This window comes from Pengzhenrongella frigida, assembly GCF_004168625.1.
Taxonomy (GTDB): domain Bacteria; phylum Actinomycetota; class Actinomycetes; order Actinomycetales; family Cellulomonadaceae; genus Pengzhenrongella; species Pengzhenrongella frigida.
The window spans coordinates 1-18,985 of the sequence record NZ_SDWW01000022.1 but is presented as its reverse complement, the minus strand read 5'-3'; the positions used below and the strand labels follow the sequence as shown (position 1 = coordinate 18,985).

Sequence of the window (18,985 nt, the reverse complement as noted above, 5' to 3'; positions counted from 1 at the left end):
ACACCGCCCTTGGCGGAGCAGGAGGATAGGTGCTCAGCGCATTCGTCCGGGCGTTCAGGACGCCCGACTTGCGGCGCAAGCTGCTCTTCACCATCGCGATCATGTCGATCTTCCGCGTCGGGTCGTTCCTGCCCACGCCCGGGGTCTCCTACCCCAACGTCCAGATCTGCATCGACGAGACGGCCGGGAACAACGACCTCCTCGGACTCGTGAACCTCTTCAGTGGTGGGGCCCTGCTCCAGCTGAGCGTGTTCGCGCTGGGGATCATGCCGTACATCACGGCCAGCATCATCGTCCAGCTGCTGCGCGTGGTCATTCCGCGCTTCGAGGCCCTGCACAAGGAGGGTCAGTCCGGCACCGCGAAGCTCACGCAGTACACGCGGTACCTGACGATCGCGCTGGCGATCCTGCAGTCGACGACCGTCATCACGATCGCTCGCACGGGGCAGCTCTTCTCGGGCTGCTCGGTCGACGTCATCCCGAACGACAACGTCCAGACGATCCTGCTGATGGTGCTCACCATGACGGCGGGCACCGGCCTGATCATGTGGCTGGGCGAGCTCATCTCCGAGCGCGGTGTCGGCAACGGCATGTCGCTGCTCATCTTCACGTCGATCGCCGCCAGCTTCCCGACGGCGCTGTGGTCCATCGCCGGCGGCGACAACGGCCCGACGAAGTTCACCGTCGTGCTCGTGATCGTCGTGCTCGTCATCGGCCTGGTCGTCTTCGTCGAGCAGTCCCAGCGCCGGATCCCGGTGCAGTACGCCAAGCGCATGGTCGGTCGCAAGATGTACGGGGGCTCGAGCACCTACATCCCGATCAAGATCAACATGGCCGGCGTCATCCCGATCATCTTCGCGTCGTCGCTGCTCTCGGTCCCTCAGCTGCTCGCGCAGTTCGGCGACCAGACCTCCGACTGGGTCATCTGGCTGCAGGTCAACCTCGTGGACCCGTCGGCGCCGCTGCACCTGGTGCTGTACGTCGTGCTGATCATCTTCTTCTGCTACTTCTACACGGCGATCACGTTCAACCCGGACGAGGTCGCGGACAACATGAAGAAGTACGGCGGGTTCATCCCGGGCATCCGGGCCGGACGACCGACCGCCGAGTACCTCTCCTTCGTGATCTCGCGGATCACCGCGCCCGGCTCCGTGTACCTCGCGCTGGTCGCTCTCATCCCGACGATCGCGTTCATCCTGCTCGACATCAGCCAGAACATCCCGTTCGGTGGGGCCTCGATCCTCATCGTCGTCGGCGTCGGCCTCGAGACCGTCAAGCAGATCGAGTCCCAGCTCCAGCAGCGCCACTACGAGGGGTTCCTGCGATGACCGCGCGGCTCATCATCATGGGGCCGCAGGGCTCCGGCAAGGGCACGCAGGCGGCTCGGCTCGCGGTGCGCCTGGGGGTGCCCACGATCTCCACGGGCGACATCTTCCGGGCCAACATCAAGGGCGGTACCGAGCTCGGGGTGCGGGCGAAGGTGTTCACCGACGCGGGCAACCTCGTCCCCGACGAGATCACCAACGCGATGGTCGCGGACCGGCTCGCCGAACCCGACGCGGCTGCCGGGTTCATCCTCGACGGCTACCCGCGGACCGCGGACCAGGCGGACGTGCTCGACGGCGTGCTGGCCGGCGCCGGGTCGGCGCTGGACGCGGTCCTCGAGCTCGACGCGCCCCGCGAGGAGCTCCTCCAGCGGCTGCACAAGCGCGCCGAGATCGAGAACCGGGCGGACGACACCGAGGACGCCATCCGTCGTCGGCTCGAGATCTACGCGGAGCAGACCGCTCCGCTCACCACCCGATACGCCGAGCGCGGCCTGCTGGTCGTCGCCGATGCGATCGGTGAGGTCGACGAGGTCACCGAGCGCCTGCTCGCGGCCCTCGCGGCCCACGTGGGCTGACCACTCGACAGGAGCACCACCCGGTATGTTCGGCCGCGAGAAGATCGAGTTCAAGACCCACGAGCAGGTGCTGCTCATGCGGCGTGCGGGCATCGTGGTCGCGGACGCGCTGGCGGCGGTCCGGGCCGAGGCCCGACCGGGGCTGACGACGGCGGACCTGGATGCCGTGGCGGCGGACGTCATCCGCGGCGCCGGCGCCACGCCGTCGTTCCTCGGCTACGACGGCTTCCCTGCGACCATCTGCGTGTCGGTGAACGACGAGATCGTGCACGGCATCCCCGGCGCGCGCACCCTCGAGCCCGGCGACGTCGTCTCCATCGACTGCGGGGCGATCGTCGAGGGCTGGCACGGCGACTCGGCGCTGACCCTGGTGCTCGCGGATGCCGATCAGCTCGATCTCGAGCTCATGGCGACCACCGAAGACGCCATGTGGGCGGGGATCGCGGCGCTCGCGACCGGGAACCGGCTCGGCGGGGTGGGGGAGGCCGTGGAGGACGTCGTCGACGCCGCCCAGGCCGGCGGAGCCAACGGCTCGGTGCGCTACGGCGTGATCGAGGAGTTCGTCGGTCACGGGATCGGCAGCGCGATGCACCAGCCGCCCGACGTGCTCAACTACCGCACCCGCGACCGCGGTCCCCGGCTCCGGCCGGGCATGTGCCTGGCGGTCGAGCCGATGCTGGTGCGCGGTTCGCGGATGACCGAGACCCTCGAGGACGACTGGACCGTGGTGTCGGGCGACGGCTCGCGGGCCGCGCACTGGGAGCACTCGGTCGCGCTGCTCGAGGACGGGATCTGGGTCCTGACCGCGCGCGACGGCGGCGCTGAACGCCTCGCCGCGCTGGGCGTGCGCGTCGCGCCCCTCGGGGACTAGCGATCCCGGCCCAGATCTCCCACCGGCGCAGGGCGTAGCGGTTTCCGCTCTCCCGTCCGATGCCGTAGGGTAGCCCGTTGGGTGCGTGCACCGTGTCGGCGCCCCACCAATCCGCACCACACCTCTCGTGATCGAACGTGACCACGGGCGGGGGCGGCGGATAGATATTGCAACCGAGAGTTAGCGGAGGATATGGCAAAGAAGGACGGTGTCATCGAGATTGAGGGCAGCGTTGTCGAGGCCCTGCCGAACGCGATGTTTCGCGTGGAGCTGGCCAACGGCCACCGAGTGCTCGCCCACATCTCGGGCAAGATGCGTCAGCACTACATCCGGATCCTCCCTGAGGACCGCGTGGTCGTTGAGCTGAGCCCGTACGACCTGTCCCGCGGCCGGATCGTCTACCGCTACAAGTAACCATCACTCGATCACGCCGTCGCGCTCGTACCTCACGGTACGGTCGCGAACCGCGGCGGCGGAGGAACAACGCATGAAGGTCAAGCCCAGCGTCAAGAAGATCTGCGACAAGTGCAAGGTGATTCGCCGGCACGGTCGCGTCATGGTGATCTGCGAGAACCTGCGTCACAAGCAGCGCCAGGGCTGATGCCCTGACGCTCGGGGACGCACCCGAGCAGATCGTCCGGCACCACGCCATCCGGCGAGGTACCACCAGCGCACCACCACTCCTCCTCGGCCCCACGGGCCCGGGCGGCGAACCCTCGGTCGGAGGCCGAGGCCCGCGGAACACGCGGGAGGGTGATGCGGACGGCCTCCGACGCAGTACAGGAGTCACCAGTCACATGGCACGTCTTGTCGGAGTCGACCTCCCCCGCGATAAGCGGCTCGAGATCGCGCTCACCTACATCTACGGCGTCGGCCGTACCCGCTCCCAGCAGACGCTGGCCGCCACGGGCATCAGCCCGGACATCCGCGTGAAGGACCTGGGCGACACCGAGCTGGTCGCGCTGCGCGACTACCTCGAAGCCTCCTTCAAGCTCGAGGGTGACCTTCGGCGCGAGGTCGCTGCCGACATCCGCCGCAAGGTGGAGATCGGTTGCTACGAGGGTCTGCGGCACCGCCGTGGCCTCCCGGTGCGCGGTCAGCGCACCAAGACCAACGCGCGCACCCGCAAGGGCCCGAAGCGCACCGTCGCCGGCAAGAAGAAGGCCGGTCGCAAGTAGCAGCGGTAGCCCGCCCGGTCGTCGCCCCTAGGCACCGACCGCGAGCGGCACTGCAGCCAGCCGACCCAGACCAGGAGAAAACAAGCACATGCCTCCCAAGACTCGTACCGCCGTGCGCAAGCCGCGCCGCAAGGAGAAGAAGAACGTCTCCCACGGCCAGGCGCACATCAAGAGCACCTTCAACAACACCATCGTCACGATCACGGACCCCTCGGGTGCCGTCATCGCCTGGGCCTCGTCCGGCCAGGTCGGATTCAAGGGTTCGCGCAAGTCGACCCCGTTCGCAGCCCAGCTCGCGGCCGAGGCCGCTGCTCGCCGCGCGCAGGAGCACGGCATGAAGAAGGTTGACGTCTTCGTCAAGGGCCCGGGTTCGGGCCGCGAGACCGCGATCCGTTCGCTCCAGGCGACCGGCCTCGAGGTCGGCTCGATCCAGGACGTCACCCCCCAGGCGCACAACGGCTGCCGTCCTTCCAAGCGCCGCCGCGTCTGACCCGTTCGAGCGCGCGGTCCGCGAAGTGACTTCGGTTCACCGCGCGGCTCGCCCGGTCGGACGGCTTTCTCCACCAGTTGCCCGGTCATCCGCACGGCCGGGCGGCAACAGCGCAGATTGCCTGCCTCGGTAGACCGAGACCCGGCAGGCTCGCACCACCGCAGAGCGTCATATGGCGGACGCTCACTGAGAGGAACCCAGAAGTGCTCATAGCACAGCGCCCCACCCTGACCGAAGAGGTCATCTCGGAGTACCGGTCGCGGTTCTCCATCGAGCCCCTCGAGCCTGGCTTCGGCTACACGCTCGGGAACTCCCTTCGTCGCACCCTGCTGTCGTCCATCCCGGGTGCTGCTGTGACGTCCATCCGGATCGACGGCGTGCTGCACGAGTTCACCACCGTGCCGGGCGTCAAGGAAGACATCACGGAGATCATCCTCAACATCAAGAACCTCGTCGTCTCCTCGGAGAACGACGAGCCCGTCGTGATGTACCTGCGCAAGCAGGGTGCCGGGGCCGTCACGGCCTCGGTCATCGTCCCGCCGGCTGGTGTCGAGGTCCACAACCCGGACCTGCACATCGCGACGTTGAACGACAAGGGCAAGCTCGAGATCGAGCTCACGGTCGAGCGTGGCCGTGGATACGTCTCGGCCTCGCAGAACAAGTCGTACGACGCCGAGATCGGCCGCGTCCCGGTCGACTCGATCTACTCGCCGGTCCTCAAGGTGACCTACAAGGTCGAGGCCACGCGTGTCGAGCAGCGCACCGACTTCGACAAGCTGATCGTCGACGTCGAGACGAAGAACTCGATCTCGCCCCGCGACGCACTGGCCTCGGCCGGTAAGACGCTCGTCGAGCTGTTCGGGCTCGCCCGCGAGCTCAACGTCGAGGCCGAGGGCATCGAGATCGGGCCGTCCCCGACGGATGCCGCTCTCGCCGCCGACCTCGCGCTGCCGATCGAGGACCTGCAGCTGACGATCCGGTCGTACAACTGCCTCAAGCGCGAGGGCATCCACACCGTGGGTGAGCTCGTGGCTCGGAGCGAGGCCGACCTGCTCGACATCCGGAACTTCGGTGCGAAGTCGATCACCGAGGTCAAGGAAAAGCTTGCTGAGCTCTCCCTGTCCCTCAAGGACAGCCCGCTCGACTTCGATCCGACCAAGGCCGCCGGGTACTACGACGGCGAAGAGGGCGAGTTCACCGAGGACGAGCAGTACTGACGCTGCGTCGGGCGGGGGGCACACACGTGCCCGCCTCGCTCGTTCATCACTGGAACTGAGGAGTTAGACCATGCCTACGCCCACTAAGGGTCCCCGGCTCGGTGGCGGCCCGGCGCACGAGCGGCTGATCCTGGCCAACCTGGCCACGAGCCTGTTCGAGCACAAGCGGATCACGACGACCGAGGCCAAGGCCAAGCGTCTTCGCCCGCTCGCCGAGCGACTGATCACGTTCGCGAAGCGCGGTGACCTGCCGGCCCGTCGCCGCGTGCTCACCGTCGTCAAGAGCAAGGACGTCGTGCACGTCCTGTTCACCGAGATCGCGCCGGCTGTCGCCGAGCGTCAGGGTGGCTACACCCGGATCACGAAGATTGGTCCCCGCAAGGGCGACAACGCGCCGATGGCCGTGATCGAGCTCGTGCTCGAGCCGCTGAGCCCGAAGCAGGCGACCGTTCGGGAGGCCGAGAAGGCCACCAAGAAGGCCGCTCCGAAGAAGGCTGCCAAGAAGGCCGACGAGGCTGTTGTCGAGACGCCCGCCGACGAGGCCCCCGTGGCCGACGAGGTTGTCGCCGACGCTGTCGAGGCCGACAAGGCCTGACGACCGCACGCCTGAACAGGGCCCGGTTCGCGAGACTCACTCTCGCGAACCGGGCCCTGTCGTGCGTCCGCCGGCCTTCCGTCCAGTGGGGCGTGCGGAGGGTCGGGGGGCTGCGTAGGGTCGGATCATGGGGCTGCCGGTGGTGCTGGCGCACGGGATGCGTACCTCGCGCACCATGTGGCGCGCCCAGGTCGATGCACTCACGGCTGCGGGGCGCCGGGTCGAGGCGATCGACCTGCCCGGTCACGGTCGGCGGGCGGGGGAGCGGTTCACGCTCGACGGCGCGGTCGAGGCCCTCTCGGACGCGGTGGACGGGCTCGGTGGACGCGCGCTGGTGGTCGGCCTGTCCTTGGGGGGCTACGTCGCGATCACCCACGCGGCCCGGTATCCCGCCCAGGTCGCCGGCCTCGTCGCCGCCGCGTGCTCGACCCCGCCGGCCCGGCCGATCGTGGACGGGTGGGTGCTCGCCGCGCGCGGGATCGCCCGGCTGCCCGACGCCGGCGCGGGCCTCAACCAGGTGCTCGTCGACCACACTCTCAACCCCGCGGCGGCGGTCGATGTCGCCGCTGGCGGCTTCGCGTTCGACGTCGTCGTCGACTCGCTCCGGGCGGTGCGCGGGCTGGACCCGGTGGCGGACCTGGCGTGCATCCAGGTGCCGGTCTGGCTCGTCAACGGCCGGTACGACCACTTCCGCGGGCAGGAGCGGCGCTACCTCGCCGCGTGCCAGGACGGCCACCTCGTCGTCGTGCCCGGCGCCAAGCACCTCGTCAGCCTCGACGCCCCGGTCGCGTTCAACCGGATCCTCTTCGAAGCCCTCGACCGAGCCGAACAGGACGAGCCCCCACCGCCGGCCAGCCCCGACCCCAGGCCGCGAGCTGCGAGCCTCGAGTGCGGGGAAGCTGCTCCTTCGCAGATGGTCTGAGCAACCGAACGCCCGCACTCGGCGGATTGGCCCGGGATGGGGAGTGGTCGGGTTCGGGGTCTGGTGGGGTTCGGGAGTGGTGGGGATTCGGGGAGTGGTGGGGATTCGGGTGTGGTCGGGGTTCGGGGGGTGGTCGGGTCTGCGGGACGGGGATCAGCGGCCGCGGAGGCTCCAGGCACGGACGCCGCCGACGATGCCTGCGGAGTTCGGCACGACGACGACGTCGTCCCCGAGCCGGGCGAGGACCTGGGGCGTGATCTGGCGCGAGTTGCCGCCGCCGAGGTACAGGCGGTCCCACACGAAGACCGGCCGTAGTCCGTCGACCACGCGGCGGACGCGGCGCGACCACCGGCCGTCCCCGAGCCGGGCCCGCTCGATCTGGCCGACGTAGTCGTCGTAGCTCGTTCCCCAGCGGACCGGCGCGTGCGACCACTCGAGGTGCGGTGCCAGCACGCCGCCGTCGAACAGGGCGGATCCCAGACCGGTGCCGAGGGTGAGGACCAGCTCCAGACCGCTGCCGGCCACCACCCCGGCCCCGTGCACCTCGGCGTCGTTGAGGACGAGTGCGGGGAGCCCGAACGCGGCCCCGACGGCCGCCTCCATGTCGAAGTCCGCCCATGCGTCGACGAGCTCGGGCAGCACCCGGCTGTGCGGGCCGGACCGCGTGACGTAGTGCGGGGTCGCGACCACGACGCCGTGCCGGATCATGCCGGGCATCCCGACGGTGACGCGGTGCGCGAGCGGCAGCGAGGCCGCGATCTCCACGAGCGTCTCCACGAGGCGCTCGGGAGGAAGGGGGTACGGGGTCGGCACGCGCACCGCGGGAGCGCGGAGGGTCCCTGCGGCGTCGAGGACGGAGGCCTTGATGCCGCCGCCGCCGCAGTCGACCGCGAGGGTGTGCAGCTGGCTGCTCGGGATCTCGTTCACGCGGCCAACGCTACCCACCGGCCGGTCCGGCTAGGTTGGGCCGGTGCTCCGGATCCGCCTCGACCTCGCTTACGACGGCACGGCCTTCGCCGGATGGGCGATCCAACCCGGCCTGCGAACGGTGCAGGGCCTGCTCGAGGGGGCGCTCGGCGTCGTGCTCCGCGCCCCGGTGCGCGTGACCGTCGCGGGCCGGACCGACTCGGGGGTGCACGCCCAGGGGCAGGTGGCCCACGTGGACGTCGAGGAGGGCGCCTGGGCGGCTCTGGCGGGCCGATCGTCCCGGACCTCCGGGGACACGCTGGTCGCCCGGCTGGGCGGTCTCTTGCCGCACGACATCGTGGTGCGCCGGGCGGCGCCTGCCGCACCGGGGTTCGACGCTCGGTTCTCGGCGCTCCGCCGCCGGTACGCCTACCGGATCGCCGACGACCCGGCCCGGCGGGACCCGATGCGCCGCGCCGAGGTGCTCTGGCACCCGCGCGCGCTGGATGTCGACGCGATGCACGTCGCCGCCCGCCCCCTGGTCGGGCTGCAGGACTTCGCCGCCTTCAGCAAGCCCCGCCCGGGCGCGACGACGATCCGCACGCTCGAGATCTTCGACTGGACCCGGCCCACCGAGGGGGCCGACGCCGGCCTGGTGGTCGCCGTCGTGCAGGCCGATGCGTTCTGCCACCACATGGTGCGGGCGCTGGTGGGTGCCTCGCTCGCGGTCGGCGAGCACCGCCGGCCGACCGACTTCCCCGCCGTCCTGCTCGCCGCCGGGGTGCGGGATCCCGGTGCCGGGGTGGCGCACGCGTGCGGGCTCACGCTCGAGGAGGTCTCCTACCCGGACGACGCCGAGCTCGCGCTGCGCGCAGGCCAGACCCGGAACCGTCGCGGCCGCGGCTGGTCCGGGGTCGAGCTGACCGGCTGACGGATCGGGCGCGCGAGCTCAGCGACGGCGGTCCCTGATGATGTGCATCGCGGCCTCCTCGGCGCTCGCCGCGCCGCCGGCCACGCCGACGTCGTGCGCGAACGAGTCGTTCACGCGGTGCCCGTCGAGCGCGTCGTCGTCCTCGACGAGACGACCGGCCCGGTCGGGCTGCCGGGCGCCCCGCTCGGGGGCCACCCAGATCTCCGGCTCCTCCTCGTTCAGCCGTTGGTCGAGGGTCTCGCCGTGCGCCTCCTCCCAGGCCGTCTCGCCGAAGCGGTTGGTCCGCGGGCGCTCCGGCGGGGAGTAGCCCTCGTCCAGGAGGTCGTCCACGCCACGGTCGATCAGGGTGTCCTCGAGCGGCAGCTGATCGGTGTCGCCCTCGGCCCCGGTCTCCGGGTCCGCGCTGGTGGCTGACGTGTCTTTTTCGCTCATGCTCCACCGTGTCACCGCGACGCCGGGTGCGCCAGGGGGTGGGCCAACTTTCGGTGCCGGCGGGGGTGCCGACGGGAATCAGTTCGTCCCGCGGGGCCACGACGGGCAAGAATGAGCCCGTGGGACACCTCGACATCAGCGCCGTCAGCTACTTCCTTCCCGACGGGCGGCCCCTGCTCGACGAGGTCGACCTGCGCGTGGGCGACGGTGCCAAGGTGGCGCTGGTCGGTCCCAACGGGGCGGGCAAGACGACGCTCCTGCGGATCGTGGCCGGCGACCTCGCGCCGCACTCCGGGGCCGTCTCGCGCAGCGGTGGCCTCGCGGTGATGCGCCAGTTCGTGGGACGGATCTCCGACGAGCGCTCGATCCGCGAGCTGTTGTCCTCGCTCGCGCCGGCCGCCGTGCGCGACGCCGCCGTCGAGCTCGCGGCCGCCGAGCTGGGGATCATGACGGTCGATGACGAGCCGGCCCAGATGCGGTACGCGAGCGCGCTGGTCGACTGGGCCGACGTCGGCGGCTACGAGGCCGAGACCGGCTGGGACAAGGTGACCGACGCGGTGCTGTCGATGCCGTTCGACACCGCGCAGTGGCGTGAGGTCCGGACGCTGTCCGGGGGAGAGCAGAAACGGCTCGTGCTCGAGGCCCTGCTGCGTGGGCCCGAGGAGGTGCTGCTGCTCGACGAGCCGGACAACTACCTCGACGTGCCGACCAAGCGCTGGCTCGAGGCGCAGCTCGCGGCGTCGCCCAAGACGGTGCTCTACGTGAGTCACGACCGCGAGCTGCTCGCCCGGACCGCGACCCAGGTCGCGAGCGTCGAACCGACGCCGGCCGGCTCGACGATCTGGGTGCACGGGGGTGGCTTCGCGACGTACGCGGCGGCGCGCGAGGACCGGCGCTCGCGGCTCGACGAGCTGCTGCGGCGCTGGGACGAGGAGCACGCGAAGCTCAAGCTGCTGGTCTTCACGCTCAAGAACAAGGCAGCGTTCAACGACGGCCTGGCGTCGCGGTACTCGGCCGCCCAGACGCGGCTGCGCAAGTTCGAGGAGGCGGGCCCGCCGCAGGTGATGGCCCGCGACCAGAACGTCAAGGTCCGGCTCGTGGGCGGGCGGACCGCCAAGCGCGCCGTCGTGGCGACGGGGCTGGAGCTGTCGGGCCTGATGAAGCCGTTCGATCTGGAGGTCTGGTTCGGCGAGCGGGTTGCGGTGCTCGGCTCGAACGGCTCCGGCAAGTCCCACTTCCTGCGGCTGCTGGCCGCGGGCGGGTCGGACCCCGATCTCGAGCACGCACCGGTCGACGACGCCGAGATCATCCCAGTCAAGCATGCGGGCCGGGCGATGCTCGGCTCGCGCGTGCGTCCCGGCTGGTTCGCGCAGAACCACGCGCACCCCGAGCTCGTCGGTCGGACCCTGCTCGAGATCCTGCACCGGGGGGACGCGCACCGGTCGGGGATGGGCCGCGAGCCGGCGAGCAAGGCCCTGGACCGCTACGAGCTCGTCGCTGCCGCCGAGCAGGTCTACGAGACGCTCTCGGGCGGCCAGCAGGCGCGGTTCCAGATCTTGCTCCTCGAGCTGTCCGGAGCGACCCTGCTGCTGCTCGACGAGCCGACCGACAACCTCGACCTGCACTCGGCCGAGGCGCTCGAGGTGGGTCTGGCGGCCTTCGAGGGGACGGTCGTCGCGGTCACGCACGACCGCTGGTTCGCGCGCAGCTTCGACCGGTTCCTCGTGTTCGGGGCCGACGGCGAGGTGGTCGAGACCCCCGAAGCGGTGTGGGACTCAGGCCGGGTGCAGCGGGCCCGCTGAGAGCGCATTCGGGCCACGTTTTGACCGCTCCGAAGGCTACGGCTACTCTGATGTGTCGTTGTGCGTCCCCAGCGGTCCGGTGATCCCACTCTCCGGTCTCGTGGAGGGTGATGCGCGGGCGAGCATTCCTCGACCAGTCGCTGCAAGCGGGTGCGTCGGGAGTGAACACATTCAGCTACTCGAAACGAAGGCTACGACCGTGCGCACGTACACCCCGAAGCCCGGCGACGTCGAGCGGACCTGGTACGTCATCGATGCGACCGATGTCGTCCTGGGCCGTCTGGCCACACACGTGGCCACGCTGCTGCGCGGCAAGCACAAGGCGACATTCGCGCCCCACATCGATAACGGTGACTTCGTCATCGTCATCAACTCCGACAAGGTTGCCCTGACCGGCAACAAGCGTGAGACCAAGATCGCGTACCGCCACTCCGGTTACCCGGGCGGGCTCACCGCGACCTCGTACGGCGACCTGCTGGCGACGAAGTCCGACCGGGCGGTGGAGAAGGCCGTTCGCGGCATGCTCCCCAAGAACTCGATCGCTCGCGCGCAGATCACCAAGCTCAAGGTCTACACGGGCTCTGCGCACCCTCACACGGCGCAGCAGCCGACGCCGTACACGATCACCCAGGTTTCGCAGCAGGCCTGACGCCTGCCGCGAGTAGTCACAACACAGGACGCGAGGACACCACCAGTGGCCGAGACCACCGTCGATATCGACGTCGCGGGCGACGACACGCCCAGCAGCTACACCTCTGAGACGACGGCCCCTGCGGGCCGCGGCCAGAGCCTGACCGCCCCCGGCGCGGCCCTCGGCCGTCGCAAGGAAGCGATCGCTCGCGTCCGCCTGGTGCCCGGCACCGGCACGTGGAAGGTCAACGGTCGCACCCTCGAGGACTACTTCCCCAACAAGGTGCACCAGCAGCTCGTCAACTCGCCGCTGAAGCTGGTCGATGTCGAGGGCCGTTTCGACATGGTCGCGAAGATCACCGGTGGCGGCGTCTCGGGTCAGGCCGGCGCACTGCGCCTCGCCATCTCCCGGGCGCTCAACCTGATCGACGAGGAGCACAACCGGGCCGCGCTGAAGAAGGCCGGCTTCCTCTCGCGTGACTCTCGCGTCGTCGAGCGCAAGAAGGCCGGGCTCAAGAAGGCCCGCAAGGCCCCGCAGTACTCCAAGCGCTGATCAATCTCGCGCTGGCCGATGGCCCCGATGGAACTTCCATCGGGGCCATCGGCATGCAGTGAGCACGTCGCACCCAGGCGTGCGTGGCAGAGTCGTGGCACGACGATGAAGGAGACATCTGATGGGACGCCTGTTCGGTACCGACGGGGTGCGAGGCCTGGCCAACCGGGACCTCACCGCAGAACTTGCTCTCGACCTCGCGGTCGCCGCGGCCCACGTGCTCGGCTCCACCGGCGCGTTCGGTGACCACCGGCCGCGCGCCGTGATCGGTCGGGACCCGCGCGCGTCGGGCGAGTTCCTCTCCGCGGCCACCGCGGCAGGCCTGGCCAGCGCCGGGGTCGATGTCGTCAACGTCGGCGTGCTGCCCACCCCGGCCGTCGCGTTCCTCACCGGCGAGCTCGGCGCCGACCTCGGCGTGGTCCTGTCGGCGTCGCACAACCCGATGCCCGACAACGGCATCAAGTTCTTCACCCGTGGTGGGCTCAAGCTCGACGACGTCGTCGAGGATGCGATCGAGGCGCGCCTGCGCGAGCCGTGGGACCGGCCGACCGGAGCCGCCGTCGGGCGCATCACGATGGACTCGGGGCACGCCGGCGAGGAGTACGTCGAGCACCTCGTGAGCACCATCTCCACGCGGCTCGACGGTCTGCGCATCGCCGTCGACTGCGCGAACGGTGCCGCCAGCGAGGTGGGCCCGGCTGCGCTGCGGGCCGCGGGGGCCGACGTCGTCGTCATCAACGCGTCGCCGGACGGCCGGAACATCAACAACCTGTGCGGCTCCACCCACCCCGAGCAGCTGCAGGCCGCGGTCGTGGCCTCCGGCGCCGACCTGGGGGTCGCGTTCGACGGGGACGCGGACCGTTGCCTCGCGGTCGACCACACCGGCGTGCTCGTGGACGGCGACCAGATCATGGGGATCCTCGCGGTCTCGATGCGCGACGCCGGCGAGCTCGCCCAGGACACGCTGGTCGCGACGGTGATGAGCAACCTCGGGCTGCGGCTGGCCATGAACGCCGCCGGTATCACCATGATCGAGACCGGCGTCGGCGACCGGTACGTGCTCGAGGAGATGCGCCTGGGCGGGTACTCGCTCGGCGGCGAGCAGTCGGGCCACGTCATCATGGGCGCGCACTCCACGACCGGTGACGGCACGCTCACCGCGCTGCACCTGGCATCGCGCGTCGCGGCGACCGGGCAGAAGCTGTCCGAGCTCGCCAGCATCGTGCACCGGCTGCCGCAGGTGCTCATCAACGTGCGCGGGGTGGACCGGACGCGGTCCGCGTCGGACGAGGGCCTGCTCGCGGCGGTCGCGGCCGCCACGACGGCGCTCGGGGAGACGGGTCGGGTGCTGCTGCGCTCGTCCGGCACCGAGCCGCTCGTGCGGGTGATGGTCGAGGCCGCGAGCGTCGAGCACGCCGAGCGCATCGCGGGGGAGCTGGCGGACGTGGTGCGCGTACGCCTCGCGTTGTGACGCTGAGCATGCAGGAGCGGGTCCAGCTCTTGCTCGATGGGCCGGATCCGGCGTTCATCGTGCAGGCCGGTCACCCGGTGCTCCGGGCGCGCGCCGAGGAGTACAACGGCCAGCTCTCGGACGGTACGTTTCGGGACCTGATCGAGCTGATGCGTCGAACCATGTATGCGGCACCCGGAGTCGGGCTGGCGGCACCGCAGATCGGGCTCCCGCTCGCACTGGCGGTGATCGAGGACCCGGGGGCGCACGACGTGGACGTCGTCGACGTGCGGGAGCGTTCGGAGCTGCCGTTCCGGGTGCTGGTCAACCCCAGCTACGAGCCGGTAGGCACGGAGCGGGTGTCGTTCTACGAGGGCTGCCTGAGCATCTCCGGCTGGCAGGCCGTCGTCGCGCGACACCGCAGCGTGCGTCTGACCGGCGCAGACGAGACCGGACAGGCGCTCGACGAGATCGTGACCGGCTGGCCGGCCCGGATCGTGCAGCACGAGACCGATCACCTGCGCGGGATGCTCTACATCGATCGCGCGGAGCTGCGGTCCCTCATCGCAGACGAGGGCATCGGCGCGATCCTGGGCTCGGAGCCGTCGCCGACGACGGCGGCCCGCGTGCTCGGCTTCGACCTCGCCTAGCCCCCCGGGGCCACGTCGCCCGGTGGCGGATCAGCCCACAGGCGGACGACGACGTCGTGCTCTGACGGCACGATGGTGCGTGGCGGGGAAACACCGGGAGCTCCCCGATGTCGCTTCCGACCCAGGGTGCCTAGGGTGGTGTCAGCCGGGTCTTCGGCGGGCCCCGCAATCCCGCGCCATCGACTCAGGAGCTGATGACACGTGCAGGACTGGATCCTCGCACTGGCGGCGTCGCCACTCGTGTACCTCGGCCTGTACCTGTTCGCCACGATCGACGGCTTCTTCCCGCCGATCCCGAGCGAGTCGGTCGTCATCGCGCTCGCCGCACTGTCCTCCTCGAGCGGGAAGCCGAACATCGCGCTGATCATCCTGGTCGCTGCGGCCGGGGCTTTCACCGGGGACCAGATCGCCTACGGGATCGGTACCCGGATCAACGTGCGCCGGGTCCGGTTCCTGCGGGGGGTGCGCGGGCAGAAGACTCTCGACTGGGCCGAACGTGCCCTTGCCCGGCGCGGCCCGTCGTTCATCCTCGCCGCGAGGTACATCCCCGTCGGCCGGGTAGCGGTGAACATGACCGCCGGGGCGGTGGGCTACCCGCACCGTCGGTTCGTCGGGCTCACCGCGCTCGCCGCGATCACCTGGGCGATCTACTCCTCGGCTATCGGGCTGGGTGCGGGGGCGTGGTTCAAGGGGCACCCGCTCGTCGCCATCGCCGTCGGCGTGGTCGGCGGGCTGCTCATCGGGCTGGTTCTCGACTGGGTGCTCGGCCGCCTGCAGAACCGCAAAGAACGCCGATTGAGCCGGGCGGAGGCCGTCGCCGAAAGTGCGACGGCAGCCGAGCCGCTGGCCGCTGACGGCGGGCCCCAGCGGGCACCCGACCCGCGGCCCCACGCCCATGTCCAGCCGCGCGCGGCGACCGGGGCACGGCGCGAGCGCAGCACGTAGCGCGCAGGGCGTAACTCGCAGCACCTGGCGAGCGCAGCACCTGGTCAGAGCTTGCGCAGGCGCATCCGCTGGATCGAGTGGTCTGCGCCCTTGGTGAGCACGAGGGTCGCGCGGCTACGGGTGGGCAGGATGTTCTGCACGAGGTTCGGTGCGTTGATCGAGTCCCAGATGGCCGCGGACCGGGCTGTTGCCTCGGCGTCGGACAGCGGCGCGAACTTGTGGAAGTACGACTCCGGCCGGGTGAAGGCGGTCGCGCGCAGCGACAAGAAGCGGTCGATGTACCACTGCCGGACGACCGACGAGCGTGCGTCGACGTAGATCGAGAAGTCGAAGAAGTCGCTCACCGCGAGGTCAGAGGTCCCGACCGGGGTCGGATGAGCGGGCTGGAGGACGTTGAGCCCCTCGACGATCAGCACGTCAGGTCGGCGCACCACGATCTCGGCATCGGGGACGATGTCGTAGGTGACGTGGTCGTACACCGGGACGCGGACCTCGTCCTGGCCCGCCTTGACCTTGGACAGGAACCGGATCAGGGCGCGGCGGTCGTAGGACTCGGGAAACCCCTTGCGCTCCATGAGGCCGCGCCGGGCCAGCTCGGCGTTGGGGAGCAGGAAGCCGTCCGTGGTCACCAGCTCGACGTGGGGGGTCTCCGGCCAGCGGGCAAGCAGCTCGCGCAGCAGGCGGGCGGTCGTCGACTTGCCGACTGCGACAGACCCGGCGATGCCGATGACGAACGGGGTGCCGCCCGAGTCCTCGCCGAGGAAGGTCGTCGAGGCCTTGTGCAGGTTCTTCGACGCCTCGACGTAGAGGTTGAGCAGGCGCGACAGCGGCCGGTACACCGCATCGACCTCGGCGAGATCGATCGGGTCGCCCAGCCCCCGGAGTCGCTCGACGTCGGCGTCGGTCAGCGGGAGGGGCGTGGTGCCCGAAAGCCGGGTCCACACCTGGCGGTCCAGTTCCACGTACGGAGTGGACGGCGTGATCTCAACGGTTGGTGCCACGTGGCGATTGTGCCCGATCCCGGCACCCGAACGCACAAGAGCACGGTGCCGTGTCTCGGTAGACTCCCGGCTCATGTGCGGAATCGTGGGTTACGTCGGTCCCCGTCAGACCAGCAATCGTCCCCTCGAGGTCGTGATGGAGGGACTCCGCCGGCTCGAGTACCGGGGGTACGACTCCGCCGGCGTCGCGCTGGTGACCGGTGAGGGTGGCGGGCTGGTGACCGCCAAGAAGGCGGGAAAGCTCGTGAACCTCATCGAGGAGCTCGAGGCGCACCCGCTCCCGGCCGCGACGGTCGCCATCGGGCACACGCGGTGGGCGACCCACGGCGCTCCGAACGACGTCAACGCGCACCCGCACGTCGCGGGTCCGATCGCACTGATCCACAACGGGATTGTCGAGAACTTCGCTTCGCTCAAGGCCGAGCTGGTCGCCGCCGGAGTGGAGTTCGTCTCGGAGACCGACACCGAGGTGGCGGCACACCTGCTCGCGCGGGCCTATGTCGAGCACGGCAACCTCGCCGTCGCGATGTGCGCCGTCGCGCGCCGGCTCAAGGGCACGTTCACCCTGCTCGCCGTGCATGCGGACGCACCGCACGTCGTCGTCGGCGCCCGGCACGACTCTCCGCTGGTCGTCGGCATCGGCGAGGGCGAGAACTTCCTGGGCAGCGACGTCGCGGCCTTCATCGCGCACACGCGTGAGGCGCTCGAGCTCGGTCAGGACCAGGTCGTCACGATCACCCCCGAGGCCGTCACGGTCACGGACTTCGACGGGGTCCCCGCCGAGGCCCGCCGGTTCACTGTCGACTGGGACGCCGCCGCCGCCGAGAAGGGCGGCTTCGCGTCCTTCATGGACAAGGAGATCCACGACCAGCCGCAGGCCGTCGCGGACACGTTGCTGGGTCGCACGGACATCGCGGGCCGCCTCGTGCTCGACGACCTGCGCATCGACGAGTCCGTGCTGCGCTCGATCGACAAGATCGTGGTCATCGCCTGTGGCACCGCGGCGTACGCGGGGCATGTCGCCAAGTACGCGATCGAGCACTGGTGCCGCATCCCGGTCGAGGTCGAGCTCGCGCACGAGTTCCGGTACCGCGACCCGGTCGTCAACTCGCGCACGCTCGTCGTCGCGATCTCCCAGTCGGGCGAGACGATGGACACCCTGATGGCGGTCCGGCACGCGCGTGAGCAGGGCTCGAAGGTGCTCGCGATCTGCAACACGCACGGCTCGACCATCCCGCGCGAGTCCGACGCCGTGCTCTACACGCACGCCGGGCCCGAGATCGCGGTGGCCTCGACGAAGGCGTTCCTCTCCCAGATCACGGCCGCCTACCTGCTCGGCCTGTACCTCGCGCAGCTGCGCGGCAACAAGTTCGCCGACGAGATCGCCGAGATCCTCGGCCAGCTGCGCGCGATGCCGGACAAGATCCAGCAGGTCCTCGACCGCGCCGAGTCCATCCGGCAGACCGCGCGGGAGATGGTCGACACCAGCTCGGTCCTCTTCCTCGGACGGCACGTCGGGTTCCCCGTCGCGCTGGAGGGTGCGCTCAAGCTCAAGGAGCTCGCGTACATCCATGCGGAGGGTTTCGCCGCCGGTGAGCTCAAGCACGGTCCCATCGCGCTGATCGAAGAGGGCCAGGCGGTCTTCGTGATCGTGCCGTCCCCGCGTGGGCGCGACTCGCTGCACTCGAAGGTCATCTCCAACATCCAGGAGATCCGGGCCCGTGGCGCGCGGACCCTGGTGATCGCCGAGGACGGCGACACCGACGTGCTCCCGTACGCGGACGTCGTCTTCTACGTGCCGCAGTGCCCGACGCTGCTCTCGCCGCTGCTCGCGACCGTGCCGCTGCAGATCTTCGCGTGCGAGCTCGCCACGTCGCGCGGGCTCGACGTCGATCAGCCGCGCAACCTGGCGAAGTCCGTCACGGTCGAGTGAGCGACACGCCCTCGTGATCGACACCGCCTCGTGACCGAGACCACCTCGTGATCGTCGGGATCGGGATCGATGTCGTCGACATCGCGCGGTTCCTCGCGACCCTCGAGCGCGTCCCGGCGCTTCGTGACCGGCTCTTCACCCCCGACGAGCGGCACCTGCCGCCCGCCTCGCTCGCCGCCCGGTTCGCGGCGAAGGAGGCGATCGCCAAATCGCTCGGCGCGCCCGCGGGGATGAGCTGGCAGGACGCGACGATCCGACGAACCGCTGGTGCGCAACCCGTCGTCGAGGTGATCGGCTCTGTTGCCGCGAAGGCGGCCGAGCTCGGCGTGACCGGCTTTCACCTGTCGATCTCGCACGACGCCGGCATAGCGTCCGCCATGGTCATTGCCGAACGTGGCGCGTGACCTCGGGTATGCGCGCTGATTGAGCTTCGCGATTGCGACGCAATTGCAGCATGACTCGCCGCACAGAACTGCGCATTCATTCTGGTCGGAGTGGTTGGCCGTTTTGGTCGGTGAATTGCCAGCCGTGGCCGGGTTCCCAGTGGATCTCGATGTGGTTGTCGTGGACGACGGT

22 protein-coding genes are annotated in these 18,985 nt (G+C 70.2%); 19 read left to right on the top strand and 3 right to left on the bottom strand.

Annotated elements, in window-relative coordinates; translation table 11 throughout:
* Positions 1-29 precede the first annotated feature (29 nt).
* The 10 genes from secY to EUA98_RS10280 all read left to right on the top strand — a co-directional run bounded on the left by secY (position 30) and on the right by EUA98_RS10280 (position 7,176).
* Positions 30-1,328 (top strand): preprotein translocase subunit SecY, encoded by a 1,299-nt coding sequence (gene secY / locus EUA98_RS10325; protein WP_130102604.1) that lies wholly within the window; start codon positions 30-32, stop codon positions 1,326-1,328.
* A complete protein-coding gene (locus EUA98_RS10320) occupies positions 1,325-1,903 on the top strand; it encodes an adenylate kinase (RefSeq protein WP_130102603.1) in 579 nt (192 codons plus the stop codon). Before secY ends, EUA98_RS10320 begins: the two co-directional genes overlap by 4 nt.
* A 25-nt stretch (positions 1,904-1,928) precedes the next feature.
* Entirely contained in the window at positions 1,929-2,774 is an 846-nt protein-coding gene (map, locus tag EUA98_RS10315) for a type I methionyl aminopeptidase (protein WP_130102602.1), read from the top strand.
* A 192-nt stretch (positions 2,775-2,966) separates the two neighbouring features.
* Positions 2,967-3,188, top strand: a complete 222-nt coding sequence (gene infA, locus EUA98_RS10310) for a translation initiation factor IF-1 (RefSeq protein ID WP_024286981.1) — start codon at positions 2,967-2,969, stop codon at positions 3,186-3,188.
* Positions 3,189-3,261: 73 nt separating this feature from the next.
* A complete protein-coding gene (gene rpmJ / locus EUA98_RS10305; RefSeq protein WP_009740505.1) occupies positions 3,262-3,375 on the top strand; it encodes a 50S ribosomal protein L36 in 114 nt (37 codons plus the stop codon).
* Positions 3,376-3,571: 196 nt separating this feature from the next.
* Positions 3,572-3,952 (top strand): 30S ribosomal protein S13, encoded by a 381-nt coding sequence (gene rpsM, locus EUA98_RS10300; protein ID WP_130102601.1) that lies wholly within the window; start codon positions 3,572-3,574, stop codon positions 3,950-3,952.
* Positions 3,953-4,040: 88 nt separating this feature from the next.
* Positions 4,041-4,442, top strand: coding sequence for a 30S ribosomal protein S11 (gene rpsK / locus EUA98_RS10295; RefSeq protein WP_130102600.1), 402 nt, complete (start codon positions 4,041-4,043; stop codon positions 4,440-4,442).
* 203 nt (positions 4,443-4,645) lie between these two features.
* A complete protein-coding gene (locus EUA98_RS10290; RefSeq protein ID WP_130102599.1) occupies positions 4,646-5,659 on the top strand; it encodes a DNA-directed RNA polymerase subunit alpha in 1,014 nt (337 codons plus the stop codon).
* A gap of 70 nt (positions 5,660-5,729) precedes the next feature.
* Complete coding sequence (rplQ, locus tag EUA98_RS10285) at positions 5,730-6,254, top strand: 50S ribosomal protein L17 (RefSeq protein WP_130102598.1); 525 nt, start codon at positions 5,730-5,732, stop codon at positions 6,252-6,254.
* 127 nt (positions 6,255-6,381) lie between these two features.
* Positions 6,382-7,176: an alpha/beta fold hydrolase gene (locus tag EUA98_RS10280; RefSeq protein ID WP_130102597.1), complete on the top strand. Its 795-nt coding sequence runs from the start codon at positions 6,382-6,384 to the stop codon at positions 7,174-7,176.
* Between the two features lie 153 nt (positions 7,177-7,329).
* On the opposite strand, the gene EUA98_RS10275 is transcribed toward EUA98_RS10280, so the two are convergent.
* Entirely contained in the window at positions 7,330-8,103 is a 774-nt protein-coding gene (locus tag EUA98_RS10275; protein WP_434063490.1) for an ROK family protein, read from the bottom strand.
* 43 nt (positions 8,104-8,146) lie between these two features.
* On the opposite strand from EUA98_RS10275, the gene truA reads away from it, so the two are divergent.
* On the top strand, positions 8,147-9,013 hold the full coding sequence (gene truA / locus EUA98_RS10270) for a tRNA pseudouridine(38-40) synthase TruA (RefSeq protein WP_130102596.1): 867 nt from the start codon (positions 8,147-8,149) through the stop codon (positions 9,011-9,013).
* 18 nt (positions 9,014-9,031) lie between these two features.
* Here the strand turns inward: truA and EUA98_RS10265 are convergent, their stop codons facing one another.
* Positions 9,032-9,445 carry a DUF5709 domain-containing protein gene (locus EUA98_RS10265; protein WP_130102595.1) on the bottom strand — a complete coding sequence of 138 codons (414 nt, stop codon included), beginning with the start codon at positions 9,443-9,445 and terminating at the stop codon, positions 9,032-9,034.
* 119 nt (positions 9,446-9,564) lie between these two features.
* On the opposite strand from EUA98_RS10265, the gene EUA98_RS10260 reads away from it, so the two are divergent.
* The 6 genes from EUA98_RS10260 (at position 9,565) to EUA98_RS10235 (ending at position 15,475) form a co-directional block, all read left to right on the top strand.
* Positions 9,565-11,247, top strand: coding sequence for an ABC-F family ATP-binding cassette domain-containing protein (locus EUA98_RS10260; protein WP_130102594.1), 1,683 nt, complete (start codon positions 9,565-9,567; stop codon positions 11,245-11,247).
* A gap of 199 nt (positions 11,248-11,446) precedes the next feature.
* Positions 11,447-11,896 (top strand): 50S ribosomal protein L13, encoded by a 450-nt coding sequence (rplM, locus tag EUA98_RS10255; RefSeq protein WP_130102593.1) that lies wholly within the window; start codon positions 11,447-11,449, stop codon positions 11,894-11,896.
* A gap of 45 nt (positions 11,897-11,941) precedes the next feature.
* A complete protein-coding gene (rpsI, locus tag EUA98_RS10250) occupies positions 11,942-12,430 on the top strand; it encodes a 30S ribosomal protein S9 (protein WP_130102592.1) in 489 nt (162 codons plus the stop codon).
* A 121-nt stretch (positions 12,431-12,551) separates the two neighbouring features.
* Positions 12,552-13,901, top strand: coding sequence for a phosphoglucosamine mutase (gene glmM, locus EUA98_RS10245; protein ID WP_130102591.1), 1,350 nt, complete (start codon positions 12,552-12,554; stop codon positions 13,899-13,901).
* An 8-nt stretch (positions 13,902-13,909) separates the two neighbouring features.
* Positions 13,910-14,530, top strand: a complete 621-nt coding sequence (locus EUA98_RS10240) for a peptide deformylase (protein WP_130102657.1) — start codon at positions 13,910-13,912, stop codon at positions 14,528-14,530.
* 201 nt (positions 14,531-14,731) lie between these two features.
* The gene (locus EUA98_RS10235) at positions 14,732-15,475 is read left to right on the top strand and encodes a DedA family protein (RefSeq protein ID WP_130102590.1); all 744 of its coding nucleotides are present in this window, start codon (positions 14,732-14,734) and stop codon (positions 15,473-15,475) included.
* A gap of 44 nt (positions 15,476-15,519) precedes the next feature.
* Here the strand turns inward: EUA98_RS10235 and coaA are convergent, their stop codons facing one another.
* Positions 15,520-16,476 carry a type I pantothenate kinase gene (gene coaA / locus EUA98_RS10230; protein WP_242511387.1) on the bottom strand — a complete coding sequence of 319 codons (957 nt, stop codon included), beginning with the start codon at positions 16,474-16,476 and terminating at the stop codon, positions 15,520-15,522.
* A 73-nt stretch (positions 16,477-16,549) separates the two neighbouring features.
* On the opposite strand from coaA, the gene glmS reads away from it, so the two are divergent.
* Both glmS and EUA98_RS10220 read left to right on the top strand, forming a co-directional pair.
* Positions 16,550-18,409, top strand: a complete 1,860-nt coding sequence (gene glmS / locus EUA98_RS10225; protein WP_130102588.1) for a glutamine--fructose-6-phosphate transaminase (isomerizing) — start codon at positions 16,550-16,552, stop codon at positions 18,407-18,409.
* Between the two features lie 47 nt (positions 18,410-18,456).
* The gene (locus EUA98_RS10220) at positions 18,457-18,813 is read left to right on the top strand and encodes a holo-ACP synthase (protein ID WP_130102587.1); all 357 of its coding nucleotides are present in this window, start codon (positions 18,457-18,459) and stop codon (positions 18,811-18,813) included.
* Positions 18,814-18,985: the final 172 nt, after the last annotated feature.